Annotated in this window: 13 protein-coding genes; 3 read left to right on the top strand and 10 right to left on the bottom strand. The window is 55.5% G+C overall.

From position 1 onward, the window contains the following. The first annotated feature begins 160 nt into the window (after positions 1 to 160). From ubiU to V7Q49_RS15600, 3 genes are all read left to right on the top strand, one after another. The gene (gene ubiU, locus V7Q49_RS15590; protein ID WP_333853375.1) at positions 161 to 1,156 is read left to right on the top strand and encodes a ubiquinone anaerobic biosynthesis protein UbiU; all 996 of its coding nucleotides are present in this window, start codon (positions 161 to 163) and stop codon (positions 1,154 to 1,156) included. A gap of 8 nt (positions 1,157 to 1,164) precedes the next feature. Then, on the top strand, positions 1,165 to 2,043 hold the full coding sequence (locus tag V7Q49_RS15595; protein WP_333853377.1) for a U32 family peptidase: 879 nt from the start codon (positions 1,165 to 1,167) through the stop codon (positions 2,041 to 2,043). A gap of 79 nt (positions 2,044 to 2,122) precedes the next feature. Further along, positions 2,123 to 3,130 (top strand): luciferase-like monooxygenase, encoded by a 1,008-nt coding sequence (locus V7Q49_RS15600; protein ID WP_333853379.1) that lies wholly within the window; start codon positions 2,123 to 2,125, stop codon positions 3,128 to 3,130. A 95-nt stretch (positions 3,131 to 3,225) separates the two neighbouring features. Here the strand turns inward: V7Q49_RS15600 and mtr are convergent, their stop codons facing one another. From mtr to nusA, 10 genes are all read right to left on the bottom strand, one after another. Beyond that, complete coding sequence (gene mtr / locus V7Q49_RS15605; RefSeq protein ID WP_333853380.1) at positions 3,226 to 4,470, bottom strand: tryptophan permease; 1,245 nt, start codon at positions 4,468 to 4,470, stop codon at positions 3,226 to 3,228. A gap of 142 nt (positions 4,471 to 4,612) precedes the next feature. Further along, positions 4,613 to 6,538, bottom strand: coding sequence for a DEAD/DEAH family ATP-dependent RNA helicase (locus tag V7Q49_RS15610; RefSeq protein ID WP_333853381.1), 1,926 nt, complete (start codon positions 6,536 to 6,538; stop codon positions 4,613 to 4,615). Beyond that, positions 6,531 to 6,611: a protein YrbN gene (gene yrbN, locus V7Q49_RS15615; protein ID WP_098946273.1), complete on the bottom strand. Its 81-nt coding sequence runs from the start codon at positions 6,609 to 6,611 to the stop codon at positions 6,531 to 6,533. The genes V7Q49_RS15610 and yrbN overlap by 8 nt, the downstream gene beginning before the upstream one ends. 106 nt (positions 6,612 to 6,717) lie before the next feature. Continuing rightward, positions 6,718 to 7,602 (bottom strand): lipoprotein NlpI, encoded by an 885-nt coding sequence (nlpI, locus tag V7Q49_RS15620; protein ID WP_333853383.1) that lies wholly within the window; start codon positions 7,600 to 7,602, stop codon positions 6,718 to 6,720. A 110-nt stretch (positions 7,603 to 7,712) separates the two neighbouring features. Then, a complete protein-coding gene (gene pnp, locus V7Q49_RS15625; RefSeq protein ID WP_106994807.1) occupies positions 7,713 to 9,845 on the bottom strand; it encodes a polyribonucleotide nucleotidyltransferase in 2,133 nt (710 codons plus the stop codon). A gap of 241 nt (positions 9,846 to 10,086) precedes the next feature. After that, positions 10,087 to 10,356 (bottom strand): 30S ribosomal protein S15, encoded by a 270-nt coding sequence (gene rpsO / locus V7Q49_RS15630; protein WP_032614416.1) that lies wholly within the window; start codon positions 10,354 to 10,356, stop codon positions 10,087 to 10,089. A 152-nt stretch (positions 10,357 to 10,508) separates the two neighbouring features. Further along, on the bottom strand, positions 10,509 to 11,453 hold the full coding sequence (gene truB, locus V7Q49_RS15635) for a tRNA pseudouridine(55) synthase TruB (RefSeq protein ID WP_333853385.1): 945 nt from the start codon (positions 11,451 to 11,453) through the stop codon (positions 10,509 to 10,511). Further along, complete coding sequence (gene rbfA, locus V7Q49_RS15640) at positions 11,453 to 11,854, bottom strand: 30S ribosome-binding factor RbfA (protein ID WP_039031654.1); 402 nt, start codon at positions 11,852 to 11,854, stop codon at positions 11,453 to 11,455. Before rbfA ends, truB begins: the two co-directional genes overlap by 1 nt. Positions 11,855 to 11,956: 102 nt before the next feature. Further along, positions 11,957 to 14,647: a translation initiation factor IF-2 gene (gene infB, locus V7Q49_RS15645; RefSeq protein WP_142487235.1), complete on the bottom strand. Its 2,691-nt coding sequence runs from the start codon at positions 14,645 to 14,647 to the stop codon at positions 11,957 to 11,959. Positions 14,648 to 14,671: 24 nt separating this feature from the next. Beyond that, positions 14,672 to 16,159 carry a transcription termination factor NusA gene (nusA, locus tag V7Q49_RS15650; protein WP_333853389.1) on the bottom strand — a complete coding sequence of 496 codons (1,488 nt, stop codon included), beginning with the start codon at positions 16,157 to 16,159 and terminating at the stop codon, positions 14,672 to 14,674. Between the last annotated feature and the right edge of the window lie 21 nt (positions 16,160 to 16,180).

A 16,180-nucleotide genomic window follows, 5' to 3' on the forward strand; every position in this document is an offset into this window, starting at 1 on the left:
GGCGTAAATCAACAAACTGACGTCCGGCGTAATCCATTATTGGTGCCATCAATACGCCATTAGCTGCCTTAAATCAAAAATTGTCGCCGGGTGGTTAATTAAAATCGCTGTTCGATAACAATTTTGCATCTCTCTGGGGCTGCAAACGACAGGATAAATTATGGAGCTGCTCTGCCCTGCCGGAAATTTACCGGCGCTTAAGGCGGCCATCGAAAACGGCGCCGATGCGGTCTATATCGGGCTGAAGGACGATACCAATGCCCGTCACTTCGCTGGTCTCAATTTTACCGAGAAAAAGCTGCAGGAAGCGGTGAGCTTCGTGCATCAGCACCGCCGCAAGCTGCATATCGCCATCAATACTTTTGCCCACCCCGACGGCTATCAACGCTGGCAGCATGCGGTGGATATGGCGGCACAGCTTGGCGCTGACGCGCTGATCCTTGCCGACCTCGCCATGCTGGAGTATGCCGCCGAACGCTATCCCCATATTGAGCGCCATGTCTCGGTTCAGGCTTCGGCCACCAACGAAGAGGCCATTCGCTTTTACCACCGCAACTTCGACGTGGCGCGCGTGGTGCTGCCGCGTGTGCTTTCTATTCATCAGGTTAAGCAACTGGCGCGCGTCACGCCAGTTCCGCTGGAAGTTTTTGCTTTTGGCAGCCTGTGCATTATGGCTGAAGGACGCTGCTATCTCTCCTCCTACCTAACCGGTGAGTCCCCCAATACCGTGGGCGCTTGCTCTCCGGCCCGCTTCGTGCGCTGGCAGCAAACGCCGCAGGGGCTGGAGTCGCGTCTGAACGAGGTGCTGATCGACCGCTATCAGGACGATGAGAACGCCGGCTATCCGACGCTGTGTAAAGGCCGCTATCTGGTGGATGGCGAACGCTACCATGCGCTGGAGGAGCCCACCAGCCTCAACACGCTGGAGCTACTGCCGGAGCTGCTGGCCGCCAATATCGCTTCGGTGAAAATCGAAGGCCGTCAGCGCAGCCCGGCGTACGTCAGCCAGGTGGCAAAAGTATGGCGTCAGGCGATCGATCGCTGCATGGCGGATCCGAAGCAATATGCCCCGCAGCCGGCATGGATGGAGACCCTGGGCGCCATGTCCGAAGGTACCCAGACCACGCTGGGCGCGTATCACCGTAAATGGCAGTGAGATAACGCATGAAATATTCATTAGGACCGGTGCTCTACTACTGGTCAAAAGAGACGCTGGAAACGTTTTATCAGCAGGCGGCAACCAGCCAGGCCGACGTGATCTATCTGGGTGAGGCGGTATGCAGTAAGCGTCGCGCCACCAAGGTGGGCGACTGGCTGGATATGGCGAAAAGCCTGGCCGACAGCGGCAAGCAGGTGGTGCTCTCCACCCTGGCGCTGGTACAGGCTTCGTCAGAGCTGAACGAGCTGAAGCGCTACGTCGATAACGGCGAGTTCCTGCTGGAAGCCAGCGATTTAGGCGTGGTAAATCTGTGCGCCGAGCGCAAACTGCCGTTTGTCGCCGGGCATGCGCTGAACTGCTACAACGCCGTTACCCTGCGCCTGCTTCTTAAACAGGGCATGACGCGCTGGTGTATGCCGGTGGAGCTGTCCCGCGACTGGCTGGTTAACGTGCTGGCGCAGTGCGACGAGCTGAGGATCCGCAATCAGTTTGAGGTGGAGGTGCTGAGCTATGGCCATCTGCCGCTGGCGTACTCCGCCCGCTGCTTTACCGCCCGCTCCGAGAACCTGCCGAAAGACGAGTGCGAAACCTGCTGCATCAAATACCCGAACGGGCGCAGCGTGCTGTCGCAGGAGAATCAGCAGGTGTTTGTCCTGAACGGTATTCAGACCATGAGCGGTTATGTTTACAACCTCGGCAACGAGCTGGCCTCGATGCAGGGTCTGGTGGATATGGTGCGTCTGTCGCCGCTGGATAACAGCGTGTTCGCGATGATTGACGCCTTCCGCGCCAACGAGAATGGCGCAGCCCCGCTGCCGCTTACCGCCAACAGCGAGTGCAACGGCTACTGGCGACGTCTGGCGGGGCTGGAGTTGCAGGTTTAAAAAAAGCTCACTTTGTTAACAACGTGTATTCATTTTTAATGCACTATTAAAAGATTCACCGTCGACAAAGTGAGCTGTTATGACTGTTAAATCCATTCCGTTTTCGGTGCTGGACCTGGCACCGATCCCTGAAGGCTCCTCGGCACGCGTTGCCTTTACCCACTCTCTGGATCTCGCCCGTCTGGCTGAACAGCGCGGCTATCATCGCTACTGGCTGGCGGAGCACCACAATATGGTCGGGATCGCCAGCGCGGCCACCTCGGTGCTGCTCGGCTATCTGGCGGCCAACACCTCCACCCTGCATTTAGGCTCGGGTGGCGTAATGCTGCCGAACCACTCCCCGCTGGTGATTGCCGAGCAGTTTGGCACCCTGAACACCCTTTACCCTGGCCGCATCGATCTGGGGCTGGGCCGTGCGCCGGGCAGCGATCAGCCGACCATGCGCGCGCTGCGCCGTCACATGAGTGGTGATATCGATAACTTCCCGCGCGATGTGGCGGAGCTGGTGGACTGGTTCGACGCCCAGGATCCGAACCCGCAGGTGCGTCCGGTGCCGGGCTATGGCGAGCAGATCCCGGTCTGGCTGTTGGGCTCCAGCCTGTACAGTGCTCAACTGGCTGCCCAGTTGGGTCTGCCGTTTGCCTTCGCGTCGCATTTTGCACCGGATATGCTGCATCAGGCGCTGCATCTCTATCGCACGAACTTCAAACCCTCCGCGCGGCTGGAAAAACCGTACGCGATGGTGTGTATCAACATCATTGCCGCCGACAGCAATCGCGACGCGGAATTCCTGTTTACCTCCATGCAGCAGGCGTTTATGAAGCTGCGCCGCGGCGAAACGGGGCAACTGCCGCCGCCGGTGGAGAATATGCATCAGCTGTGGTCCGCTTCAGAGCAGTATGGCGTCCAGCAGGCGCTGAGCATGTCGCTGGTGGGGGATAAGACGAAAGTACGTCACGGGCTGGAAGCAGTGCTGCGTGAAACCCAGGCCGATGAGATCATGGTGAACGGGCAGATTTTCGATCACCAGGCGCGGCTGCATTCGTTCGATCTGGCGATGCAGGTGAAAGAAGAGTTGGTGGGGTAGTTTTTTGCCGGATGGCGGCTTCGCCTTATCCGGCCTACGGTTTTCTCCCTCTCCCTTCGGGAGAGGGGCGGGGTGAGGGGATCAGGCCGCACGGTTTAATGGTAAACAGGCAGCAGATTAAAGCTCGACAGCACGTGCACCAGCGCGTTGCCAATCCCGAACACCAGAATCAGCGCAATCATCGGCTTGCCGCCCCAGACGCGGAATTTTGGGCTGCCGAAGCGTTTACGTGATTTACGCGCCAGCAGTGCCGGTACAATCGCCGCCCAGATGGTTGCCGCCAGCCCTGCATAGCCAATGGCATACAGGAAACCGTTCGGCCACAACAGGCCACCGATTACCGGCGGCAGGAAGGTCAGCAGCGCGGTTTTCAGACGACCCAGCGCCGAATCATCAAAACCACAAAGATCGGCCAGATAGTCAAACAGACCCAGAGTCACGCCGAGGAACGAACTCGCTACGGCAAAGTTGGAGAAGATCACCAACAGCAGATCCAGGCTGCGGCTGTTCAGCACCCCACTCAGGGCCTGCACCAGCACATCAATGTTACCGCCCTTCTGCGCGATGCCGATGAATTCCGGACGCGGAATGTTGCCCATCGTCCCCAGCAGCCAGATCGCATACAGCCCCAGCGCCAGCAGCGTGCCGTAGACCAGGCAGCGGGTGATGGTCCGCGGATCTTTGCCGTAATACTTCATCAGGCTCGGGACGTTGCCGTGATAGCCAAACGACGCCAGACAGAACGGCAGGGTCATCAGCAGATACGGCGAGTACGAGGTGTTGCTCTCCGCCACGTTAAACAGCGTAGCAGGCGTGACGTGCCCCAGCAGGCTGCCGAAGGTCAGGAAGAAGGTAATAACCTTGGCACCCAGCACAATGGCCGTCATCCGGCTGACCGCTTTGGTGCTCATCCAGACGATAAACGCCACGCCCAGCGCGAAGCACAACCCTGCCAGCCGCGGTGGAACGTCCAGCGACATCTCCGCAAAGGTGTGATGCAGAATCGAACCGCTCGCCGAGATATAGGCATACGTCAGGATATAGAGCACAAAGGCAATGGAGATGCCGTTGATGATGTTCCAGCGTTTGCCGAGCAGGTCGCGGGTAATGGTGTCGAAGCTCGAACCAATGCGGTAGTTGAGGTTAGCTTCAAGGATCATCAGGCCGGAGTGCAGCATACAGAACCAGGTGAAGACCAGCGCCGCCAGCGACCAGAAGAACCACGCCCCGGACATCACCACCGGCAGGGAGAACATCCCTGCGCCAATGATGGTACCGCCGATGATCACCACACCGCCGAGCAGTGAGGGTGACGTTTGGGTGGTGGTTAGTGTCGCCATACAGCCTATTCTCCAGTCAATAATTTGGGACCTGCATCTTAATGTGCTGCACTGTACCAGTACAATAGTACAAAGGGAATAAAAAAAGCCCCGATATCGCTATCGGGGCTGTATATATTACTTTACGACTGAAGCGTAAGGCTTACGCGTCACGACGACGGGTAGGTGCACCGCCATCTTCGCGACGTGGGCCACGGCTTTCACGACGCTCACCGCTGAAACGACCTGCACCTGGTGCAGCGCCTTCACGACGAGGACCACGACCGCCTTCACGACGCTCACCGCCACCGAAGCCACGGCCAGCAGGACGATCGCCCTCACGACGCGGACCACGGTCCGGACGCGGCTGAGCATCACCCAGCAGCTGCATGTTCATCGGCTTGTTCAGGATGCGGGTACGGGTAAAGTGCTGCAGCACGTCGCCCGGCATACCTTTTGGCAGCTCGATAGTGGAGTGGGTACCGAACAGCTTGATGTTACCGATGTAACGGCTGCTGATGTCGCCTTCGTTAGCGATCGCGCCAACGATATGACGAACTTCAACACCATCATCACGGCCCACTTCAATGCGGTACAGTTCCATTTCGCCAGCGTCACGACGTTCGCGACGTGGACGGTCTTCACCACCACGCTCTGGACGGTCGCCACGTGGGCCACGGTCGTTGCGGTCATTACGGTCGCCACGACGTTCGAAACGATCGTCACGGTCACGGAATTCACGCTTAGGACGCATCGGTGCATCAGGTGGCACGATCAGAGAACGTTCACCCTGAGCCATCTTCAGCAGAGCGGCAGCCAGCGTTTCCATATCCAGCTCTTCGCCTTCAGCGGTCGGCTGGATCTGCGCCAGCAGCGCACGGTACTGATCCAGATCGCTGCTTTCCAGCTGCTGCTGTACTTTCGCGGCGAATTTCTCCAGGCGGCGTTTGCCCAGCAGATCTGCGTTAGGCAGGTCGGCTTCTGGAATGGTCAGCTTCATGGTGCGTTCGATGTTACGCAGCAGACGACGCTCGCGGTTCTCAACGAACAGCAGCGCACGGCCCGCACGACCTGCACGACCGGTACGGCCGATACGGTGAACGTAAGACTCGGAGTCCATCGGGATGTCATAGTTAACAACCAGGCTGATACGCTCAACGTCCAGACCACGTGCTGCCACGTCGGTTGCAATCAGGATATCCAGACGACCGTCTTTCAGACGTTCCAGAGTCTGCTCACGCAGGGCCTGGTTCATGTCGCCGTTCAGCGCGGCGCTGTTGTAGCCGCTACGTTCCAGCGCTTCAGCCACTTCCAGGGTCGCGTTTTTGGTACGAACGAAGATGATCGCCGCATCAAAATCTTCTGCTTCCAGGAAACGAACCAGCGCTTCATTTTTACGCATGCCGTAGACAGACCAGTAGCTCTGGCTGATGTCCGGGCGAGTAGTGACGCTGGACTGGATACGCACTTCCTGCGGATCCTTCATGAAGCGACGGGTAATACGACGGATCGCTTCTGGCATGGTTGCAGAGAACAGAGCGGTCTGATGACCTTCCGGGATCTGCGCCATAATGGTTTCTACGTCTTCGATGAAGCCCATGCGGAGCATTTCGTCAGCTTCATCCAGTACCAGACCGCTCAGTTTTGAGAGATCCAGCGTACCGCGTTTCAGGTGATCCAGCAGACGACCCGGGGTACCGACGACGATCTGTGGACCCTGACGCAGGGCGCGTAACTGCACGTCATAACGCTGGCCGCCGTAAAGGGCAACCACGTTTACGCCGCGCATATGTTTAGAGAATTCAGTCATCGCTTCCGCAACCTGAACAGCCAGTTCACGGGTCGGAGCGAGGACGAGGATCTGCGGTGCACGCAGGTCCGGATCGATGTTGTTCAGCAGCGGCAGCGAGAACGCTGCAGTTTTACCGCTACCAGTCTGGGCCATGCCCAGCACGTCACGACCCGCGAGCAGATGTGGGATACATTCTGCCTGGATCGGAGATGGTTTTTCGTAACCCAGATCGTTAAGGGATTCAAGGATAGGAGCCTTCAGGCCCAGATCTGCAAAAGTGGTTTCGAATTCAGCCATGTAGTACAAGTGCCTCGATATTAATGGCGGCCAGTCTACATAACTCATCGTGAAAATTTTCGGTAATTTTCATTGAAAGTGTGAACCGGCTCAAAGTAGGTGTATTGACGAACAACAACGCCCTCACCCGTTAAGATGATGGCAATCAAAAAGATTACGGGCTGATGTTATGTCGTCAGCTATTGCTGGTCCGATTCTGCCAGGTCGTCATGCTCCTGGCCCAAGAGCGATAATTCCAACAATGCATAACGGTGCTCAACGTAGTTGTGAACGTTATTAGCAACCGCTAATTTGAACAGTGCCGTGGCGCTGTCCATATCCCCCAGACTTAGGTAGTACTTACCTAAATAGAAGTTGGTTTCACTGAGATGCTCAGCGAGCGAGGTGTTATCCGTTGCGTCTGCCTTAAGCCTTTCCATCAGCGTTGCTTCGCTGATGTCGCCCAGGTAGAACTCGACAATATTCCATCCCCACTGTGCCTTGTCCGATTTGTCGAAGCGTTGCTTTAACGCGTCTTTGGCCTGCTTCGCATCGAGCTTCTGCTCGACAAGGTAAAGCCACAGGCTACGGAAAGGGTCGTTAGGATCGTCTTGATAAAACGCCAGCAGATCATCTTGCGCTAACTTGTCACGACCGCCGTAATACAGGGCGATTCCGCGATTCAAGTGCGCGTAGTTGTAAGTTGGATCAAGCTCAAGTACAGAATCAAACGCTTCATAGGCAGCATCAAAATTGCCTGCCTGCGTTAAATAAATGCCTAAGTAGTTGAATACTTCAGGCATATCCGGTCGGATCGCCAACGCTTGTGAAAAATCATTTCGCGCCAGTGCCCTCAGACCGAGACTATCATACAACACTCCGCGCTCATATAAAAGCTGTGCGCGTTCGTCATCGGTTAAAGCCCGACTGGCAAGAATTTGTTCCATGCGTGCCAGAATCACTTCCTGCTGCAAAGTCGGTTGCAGTGGCACTGCGAGGACTTCACTTTTACGCCAGGCAGAGTTGCTGCATCCTGCCAGCGTCAAAGCTGTCGCAACGAAACACCAGCGCAGAAAAGGCTTCATTTCCCACTCCCGAAGACAACAATTGGATGAACGTCCTGTCCCCCGGCGGCTTAACAAGGCGTCCTGCCTGATAATAAGCCCCCCGCTGACGCGGAGGGCAAACGGCAACCTTACTCGCCCTGTTCTGCTGCCGGAGCTTCCGGTGCAGCGGCAGAGGACTGCTCGGTCGCTTCTTTGATGCTCAGACGGATACGGCCCTGGCGATCAACTTCCAGAACTTTAACCGGAACTTCCTGACCCATCTGCAGGTAATCGGTCACTTTCTCAACGCGCTTGTCAGCGATCTGAGAGATGTGAACCAGACCTTCTTTACCGCCACCGATGGCAACGAATGCGCCAAAGTCAACGATACGGGTCACTTTACCGCTGTAGATGCGGCCCACTTCGATCTCTGCGGTGATCTCTTCGATACGACGGATAGCGAATTTCGCTTTCTCACCGTCGGTCGCTGCGATCTTCACAGTACCGTCATCTTCGATTTCGATGGTGGTGCCGGTCTCTTCGGTCAGAGCACGGATAACAGAACCGCCTTTACCGATAACGTCTTTGATCTTGTCCGGGCTGATCTTGATGGTGTGGATACGTGGAGCGAACTGAGAAATGTCGCCACGTGGCGCGTTAATCGCCTGTTCCATCACGCTCAGGATGTGCAGACGTGCACCTTTCGCCTGATTCAGCGCAGCATGCATGATCTCTTTGGTGATGCCTTCAATTTTGATATCCATCTGCAGCGCAGAGATACCTTCGCGGGAACCCGCAACTTTGAAGTCCATATCACCCAGGTGATCTTCGTCGCCCAGGATGTCAGACAGCACAACGTAGTTGTCGCCTTCTTTCACCAGACCCATCGCGATACCCGCAACGGCAGCTTTCACCGGAACACCTGCATCCATCAGTGCCAGAGAGGCACCACACACGGACGCCATGGATGAAGAACCGTTAGATTCGGTGATTTCAGAAACCACGCGAACGGTGTACGGGAATTTATCAGCATCTGGCATAACAGCCAGAACGCCGCGCTTCGCCAGACGACCGTGACCAATTTCACGACGCTTAGGCGAACCAACCATACCGGTTTCACCTACGGAGTACGGAGGGAAGTTGTAGTGGAACAGGAAGCTGTCAGTGCGCTCGCCCATCAGTTCGTCGATGTTCTGTGCGTCACGGGCAGTACCCAGGGTCGCGGTAACCAGCGCCTGAGTTTCACCACGGGTGAACAGTGCGGAACCGTGAGTACGTGGCAGAACGCCAGTACGCACATCCAGACCACGGATCATGTCTTTTTCACGGCCATCGATACGCGGCTCGCCTGCCAGAACGCGGCTACGAACAACGTTTTTCTCGATAGCGTGCAGAATTTCGCTCAGCTCGTTCGCGTCCAGGGACTCATCTTCTGCAACCAGCGTAGCGATGGTTTCAGATTTGATGACGTCAACCTGAGCATAACGCTCTTGCTTGTCGGTGATGCGGTAAGCATCGCTCAGACGTGCTTCAGCCTGGGCAGCAACGCGTGCGTTGAGGGCTTCGTTCACGGCTTCTGGCTGCCAGTCCCAACGTGGTTTACCGGCTTCTTTCACCAGGTCGTTGATGTTCTGGATAACGATCTGCTGCTGCTCGTGGCCAAATACCACTGCACCCAGCATCTGGTCTTCGCTCAGCAGTTCTGCTTCGGATTCAACCATCAGTACTGCCGCTTCGGTACCGGCAACAACCAGGTCCAGCTTGCTCTCTTTCAGCTCGTCCTGAGTCGGGTTCAGAACGTACTGGTCGTTGATGTAACCTACGCGTGCAGAACCGATTGGACCATTGAATGGAATACCAGACAGGGAAAGGGCTGCAGATGCGCCGATCATCGCCACGATGTCCGGGTTAACCTGTGGGTTAACGGAAACAACGGTCGCGATAACCTGAACTTCGTTAACGAAGCCTTCCGGGAACAGCGGGCGAACCGGGCGGTCAATCAGACGCGCAATCAGAGTTTCGCCTTCGCTTGGACGGCCTTCACGACGGAAGAAGCCACCCGGGATTTTACCGGCAGCGTAGGTACGCTCTTGGTAGTTAACGGTCAGAGGGAAGAAGTCCTGACCTGGTTTTGCTTTTTTCTGGCCAACCACGGTTACGAATACCGCGGTGTCATCCATGCTTACCATAACGGCAGCAGTGGCCTGACGCGCCATCATGCCGGTTTCCAGCGTAACGGTGTGCTGACCGTACTGGAATTTACGAACGATCGGATTCAGCAAGATTCTGTCCTTTCTTAAATGAATGACAGCACACCAGAGGCGTGCTGACGTTTAACCGGACCTTCTTCGCATCCTCGCGACTAATGACAACCGACACCCCCATGGGTGAAGCCTCTCATTAGCCGCGCGAACCTCTGCAATGAAGATCATTTATAGCAACAATACATTAGTTTCCAGTGAATTGCTGCGGTCTGGTTGAAAAAAGGGGCCATAAGGCCCCCTTTTCTGAAACTCGCAAGACTTAGCGACGCAGGCCCAGACGCTCGATCAGCGCGGTGTAGCGTGCAACATCTTTACGTTTCAGGTAGTCGAGCAGTTTACGACGCTGAGAAACCATGCGCAGCAGACCACGACGGCTGTGGTGATCTTTTTTGTGCTCTGCAAAGTGACCCTGCAGGTGGTTAATCTGTGCAGTCAGCAGTGCAACCTGAACTTCGGTAGAACCGCTGTCGTTAGCATCACGACCAAACTCAGAAACGATTTTAGCTTTAGCTTCAACGCTTAGAGACATTTTAAAACTCCAAAGTATAAAGAATGAAAGGATGCCGATCTCTAATTCAGCTATCCCATGTATAACGCTTGCCAATTGTTAAACAATTCACCAGACGTTAAGCGGCAATATTCTACCCGCCTCCCCTGCTTATCGCAAGGTAAGGCGTCAGCTTATGCCGGATATTCGACCACCAGACGGCGCGGTGCAACACGACCTTCGTCGTCAATTTCACCCATGCCGATGAAGGTGTTGTCATCGCCTTCCGTAACGCGAACCAGCCCCTGATGAGGGACGTCAGTGGTGCGCACCGGATTACCGTTTTTAAAGTAAACGGACGAGGTTAACGGCAGATTGACCACCGGATAGTCCGAAGCTGGACTGTCCATCGGCATTAGCAGCGGGTCCAGCAGGTCGGCAGCCTCAATACCCTGCTCCTGTGCCTGCTCAACCAGCGCCTGCAGCTGCTCCAGCGTCACCATTCGTTCTGCCGGGTACTTACTCACCGCCAGACGACGCAGATAAATCACGTGCGCGCCACAGCCCAGCTTCTCACCCAGATCGTCAATGATGGTACGGATGTAAGTGCCTTTTGAGCAGTGAACTTCCAGCTCCAGCTCATCACCTTCGTGACGAATGAACAGCAGCTCATACACCGTAATCGGGCGGGCTTCGCGCGGCACCTCGATACCCTGGCGCGCATACTCGTAGAGTTTTTTGCCCTGGTATTTCAGTGCGGAATACATTGATGGCACCTGCTCGGTGTCGCCGCGGAAACTCTCCAGTGCCGACTCAAGCTGTTCAGCGCTGAACGTGACCGGGCGCTCTTCCACTACCTGACCATCCGCATCGGAGGTATCCGTGCGCTGGCCCAGCTTCGCAATCACGCGATAGCGCTTGTCAGAGTCCAGCAGATACTGGGAAAACTTCGTCGCTTCACCCAGGCAAACCGGCAGCATGCCGGTCGCCAGCGGATCCAGCGCACCGGTATGACCGGCACGGTTAGCATTGTAGAGACGCTTAACTTTTTGCAGCACGTCGTTGCTGGAAGCACCCTGGTGCTTATCCAGCAGCAGCACGCCGTGCACGTCGCGGCCGCGACGACGAGGACGACTCATCAGTCCTCCTTTTTATCGTCCGGGTTCACACGACGCTCATCATCCTGCTTCACCACGCTGGTGACCAGGTTGGACATGCGCATCCCTTCAACCAGTGAGTTGTCGTAGAAGAAGGTCAGTTCCGGCACGATACGCAGGCGCATAGCTTTGCCCAGCAGAGAGCGGATAAAACCGGAGGCATCCTGCAGGGCTTTGATGCCCAGCTTAACCGCGGCTTCATCCTGATCGTTCAGGAAGGTCACGAATACTTTGGCATAGGCCAGATCGCGGGACACTTCAACACCGGATACCGTCGTCATCATGCCCAGGCGAGGATCTTTAATTTCGCGCTGCAGGATGATTGCGATCTCTTTTTGCATCTCCTGAGCAACGCGCTGTGGGCGACCAAATTCTTTCGCCATAATAAATTCTCCAGACAAAAAAGGGGCTCTTAGCCCCTTTTGATAATTCTTGCCGGGTGGCGCGAGGCGATCCCGGCTTACATGTGGACCAATCCGTGGGGATTAGTCGATGCTGCGTTGGATCTCGATGATTTCGAACACTTCGATCATATCGCCAACGCGAACGTCGTTGTAGTTCTTCACGCCGATACCACATTCCATGCCGTTACGGACTTCGTTAACGTCATCTTTGAAGCGGCGCAGGGATTCCAGCTCGCCTTCATAGATAACCACGTTGTCACGCAGGACGCGGATTGGGTTGTGACGCTTGATGTTACCTTCGGTAACCATACAGCCCGCGATAGCGCCGAATTTCGGTGATTTGAATACGTCACGTACTTCAGCCAGACCGATGATCTGCTGTTTCAGTTCCGGAGACAGCATACCGCTCATCGCCGCTTTCACTTCGTCGATCAGGTGATAGATGACGGAGTAGTAACGCAGATCCAGGCTTTCAGATTCGATCACGCGACGCGCAGAAGCATCGGCACGAACGTTGAAGCCAACCAGAATCGCGTTGGACGCTGCAGCCAGGGTTGCGTCGGTTTCGGTGATACCACCTACGCCAGAACCGATGATCTTCACTTTCACTTCGTCGGTAGACAGTTTCAGTAAAGAGTCGGAGATCGCTTCCACAGAACCCTGAACGTCTGCCTTCAGAACGACGTTCACTTCGTGAACTTCGCCTTCGGTCATGTTGGCAAACATGTTCTCGAGTTTAGATTTCTGCTGGCGAGCCAGTTTAACTTCACGGAATTTGCCCTGACGGTACAGCGCAACTTCACGCGCTTTCTTCTCGTCACGCACAACGGTCACTTCATCACCGGCAGCCGGAACGCCGGACAGACCCAGGATTTCCACAGGAATGGATGGACCTGCTTCCAGCACTTCACGACCCAGTTCGTCACGCATTGCACGAACACGGCCATATTCGAAGCCACACAGCACGATGTCGCCTTTGTTCAGGGTACCTTCACGTACCAGAACGGTAGCAACCGGGCCACGACCTTTGTCCAGGAAGGATTCGATCACCGCGCCGCTCGCCATACCATTGCGAACCGCTTTCAGTTCCAGAACTTCAGCCTGCAGCAGGATAGCGTTCAGCAGGTCATCGATACCGGTACCCACTTTTGCAGAAACCGGGATGAACTGAGACTCACCGCCCCACTCTTCCGGCATAACACCGTACTGGGACAGTTCGTTTTTAACGCGATCCATATCCGCTTCTGGCTTATCGATTTTGTTCACTGCAACAACCAGAGGCACCTGCGCTGCTTTCGCGTGCTGGATAGCTTCGATTGTCTGCGGCATCACGCCATCGTCTGCTGCCACCACCAGAACAACGATATCCGTTGCCTGCGCACCACGAGCACGCATGGAGGTAAATGCGGCGTGGCCCGGGGTATCCAGGAAGGTGATCATGCCGTTGTCGGTTTCTACGTGGTAGGCACCGATGTGCTGGGTAATACCACCCGCTTCGCCAGATGCAACCTTAGTAGAACGAATGTAATCGAGCAGAGAGGTTTTGCCGTGGTCAACGTGACCCATGATGGTCACAACCGGTGCACGCGGCTCTGCCGCAGCGCCGGTGTCACGGTCGCTCATTACTGCTTCTTCCAGCTCGTTTTCACGACGCAGGATAACTTTGTGGCCCATCTCTTCGGCAACCAGCTGTGCGGTTTCCTGATCGATAACCTGGTTGATGGTCGCCATGGCACCCAGCTTCATCATCGCTTTGATGACCTGAGAACCTTTAACGGCCATCTTGTTCGCCAGATCGCCAACGGTGATGGTTTCGCCAATGATAACGTCACGGTTAACGGCCTGAGCTGGCTTCTGGAAGCCCTGCTGCAGCGCGGAACCTTTACGCTTGCCACCTTTACCACCGCGGCCCGCTGCGCGAGCTTCTTCGCGATCGGCTTTGGATTCAGCGTGCTTGTTGCCTTTCTTCTGAGGACGAGCCGTTTTCGACGCGGTGCGGGTACGGCCACGGCCGCCTTCAACTTCGCGGTCGTTTTCGTCTTCTGCCTGGCGCGCGTGCTGAGAAGTCGTTACGTGGTAATCACTGGTGTCTTCTGTCTGCTCGACAGGATTAACACCGTTCTTCTCGTTTTCTTCTGCCATACGGCGCGCTTCTTCAGCAACACGACGTGCGTCTTCTTCCAGCTTACGGCGTGCTTCTTCTTCGGCTTTACGCTTCAGTTCAGCAGCTTCATTTTCACGACGGGCTTTTTCCGTCTGGGCTGTTTTGGTCATTTCGTCAGTCTGTTGATTGCTCACTTTGTCTTTTTCCGCCGCGTCACGCTTCGCTTTATCACTGGCATCGCGCTTCGCTTTTTCTGCGGCCTCACGTTCAGCTTTTAATTCTGCCTCACGTTTGGCAGTTGCTTCTGCCTCACGCTGAGCTTGTTCTTCCGCTTCACGCTGTGCCTGCTCTTCCGCAGCAAGGCGTTCTGCCTCTTGCGGATCACGTTTTACAAAGGTGCGCGTCTTGCGGACTTCGATTTGTACCGATTTGCTTTTGCCACCGGTACCTGGAACATTTAACGTACTGCGCGTTTTACGCTGTAACGTCAGTTTATCAGGCGCTGAACCGTGTTCGCGGTTCAGGTGCGATAATAAGGTTTGTTTCTCTTGCGCGGTCACTGAGTCATCAGCGGACTTCGGGATCCCTGCATCAGCAAATTGCTGTACCAGGCGGTCCACGGAAGTCTGAATCTCAGCAGCCAGCGTTTTTACAGTTACATCAGTCATGCTGTTCCTTCCTGCTACAGTTTATTACGCTTCGTCGCCGAACCAGCAAATATTACGTGCGGCCATGATGAGCTCGCCGGCTTTCTCGTCGGTTAAACCTTCGATATCAGCCAGGTCATCAACGCCTTGTTCAGCGAGATCTTCCAGCGTACAAACACCACGGGCAGCCAGCTTGAACGCAATCGCACGATCAAGACCTTCCAGATTCAGCAGGTCATCAGCCGGCTTGTTATCACCAAGGCTTTCTTCCTGAGCCAGTGCCAGGGTGGTCAGTGCGTTTTTAGCGCGGTCACGCAGGGCTTCAACGGTGGCTTCATCCAGGCCGTCAATTTCCAGCAGTTCTTTCATTGGCACGTAGGCCAGTTCTTCCAGCGTTGAGAAACCTTCTTCAACCAGAACGGTGGCGAAGTCTTCGTCAATGTCCAGGTACTTAGTGAAGGTATCAATGGCTGCATGGGCTTCTGCCTGATGCTTAGCCTGCAGGTCGTCAACGGTCATCACGTTGAGTTCCCAACCGCTCAGCTGCGAAGCCAGACGGACGTTCTGACCGTTACGGCCGATAGCCTGTGCCAGGTTACCTGCTTCAACGGCGATATCCATGGTGTGCTTGTCTTCGTCTACTACGATAGACGCAACATCAGCCGGTGCCATCGCGTTAATCACGAACTGCGCCGGGTTATCGTCCCACAGTACGATATCAATACGCTCGCCGCCCAGTTCAGTCGAAACCGCCTGAACGCGTGCGCCACGCATACCGACGCATGCACCGACCGGGTCGATACGCTTGTCGTTGGTTTTCACCGCGATTTTCGCACGGGAACCCGGATCGCGGGCAGCGGCTTTAATCTCGATCACTTCTTCGCCAATTTCTGGCACTTCAATGCGGAACAGTTCGATCAGCATCTCAGGTTTAGAACGGGTTACGAACAGCTGTGCGCCACGCGCTTCTGGACGCACTGAATACAGTACGCCACGAATGCGGTCACCCGGACGGAAGTTTTCACGCGGCAGCATATCTTCACGCAGAATGACAGCTTCGGCGTTGCTACCCAGATCCAGGGAGATGTTGTCGCGGTTAACTTTCTTCACCACGCCGGTAATGATCTCACCTTCGTGCTCGCGGAACTGGTCAACAACCATGGCGCGCTCAGCTTCACGTACTTTCTGGACGATAACCTGTTTAGCAGTCTGGGTGGTGATACGGTCGAAGGTCACGGATTCGATCTGATCTTCAACGTAGTCGTCGAGGTTCAGGCTTTCGTCTTCGTAACGCGCCGCTTCCAGAGTGATCTCTTTTGTTGGCTGGGTTACTTCTTCAACGATAACCCAACGACGGAAAGTATCGAAGTCGCCGCTTTTGCGATCGATTTCAACGCGGACATCGATCTCTTGTTCGTATTTTTTCTTGGTTGCCGTAGCCAGTGCACTTTCCAGCGCTTCGAAAATCTTCTCGCGCGGCAGTGATTTTTCGTTGGAAACGGCTTCGACAACAGCCAAAATTTCTTTGTTCATCGCGGGCTTTTCACCTCATCC

It is taken from the genome of Leclercia sp., from assembly GCF_036780805.1.
Classification (GTDB): domain Bacteria; phylum Pseudomonadota; class Gammaproteobacteria; order Enterobacterales; family Enterobacteriaceae; genus Enterobacter.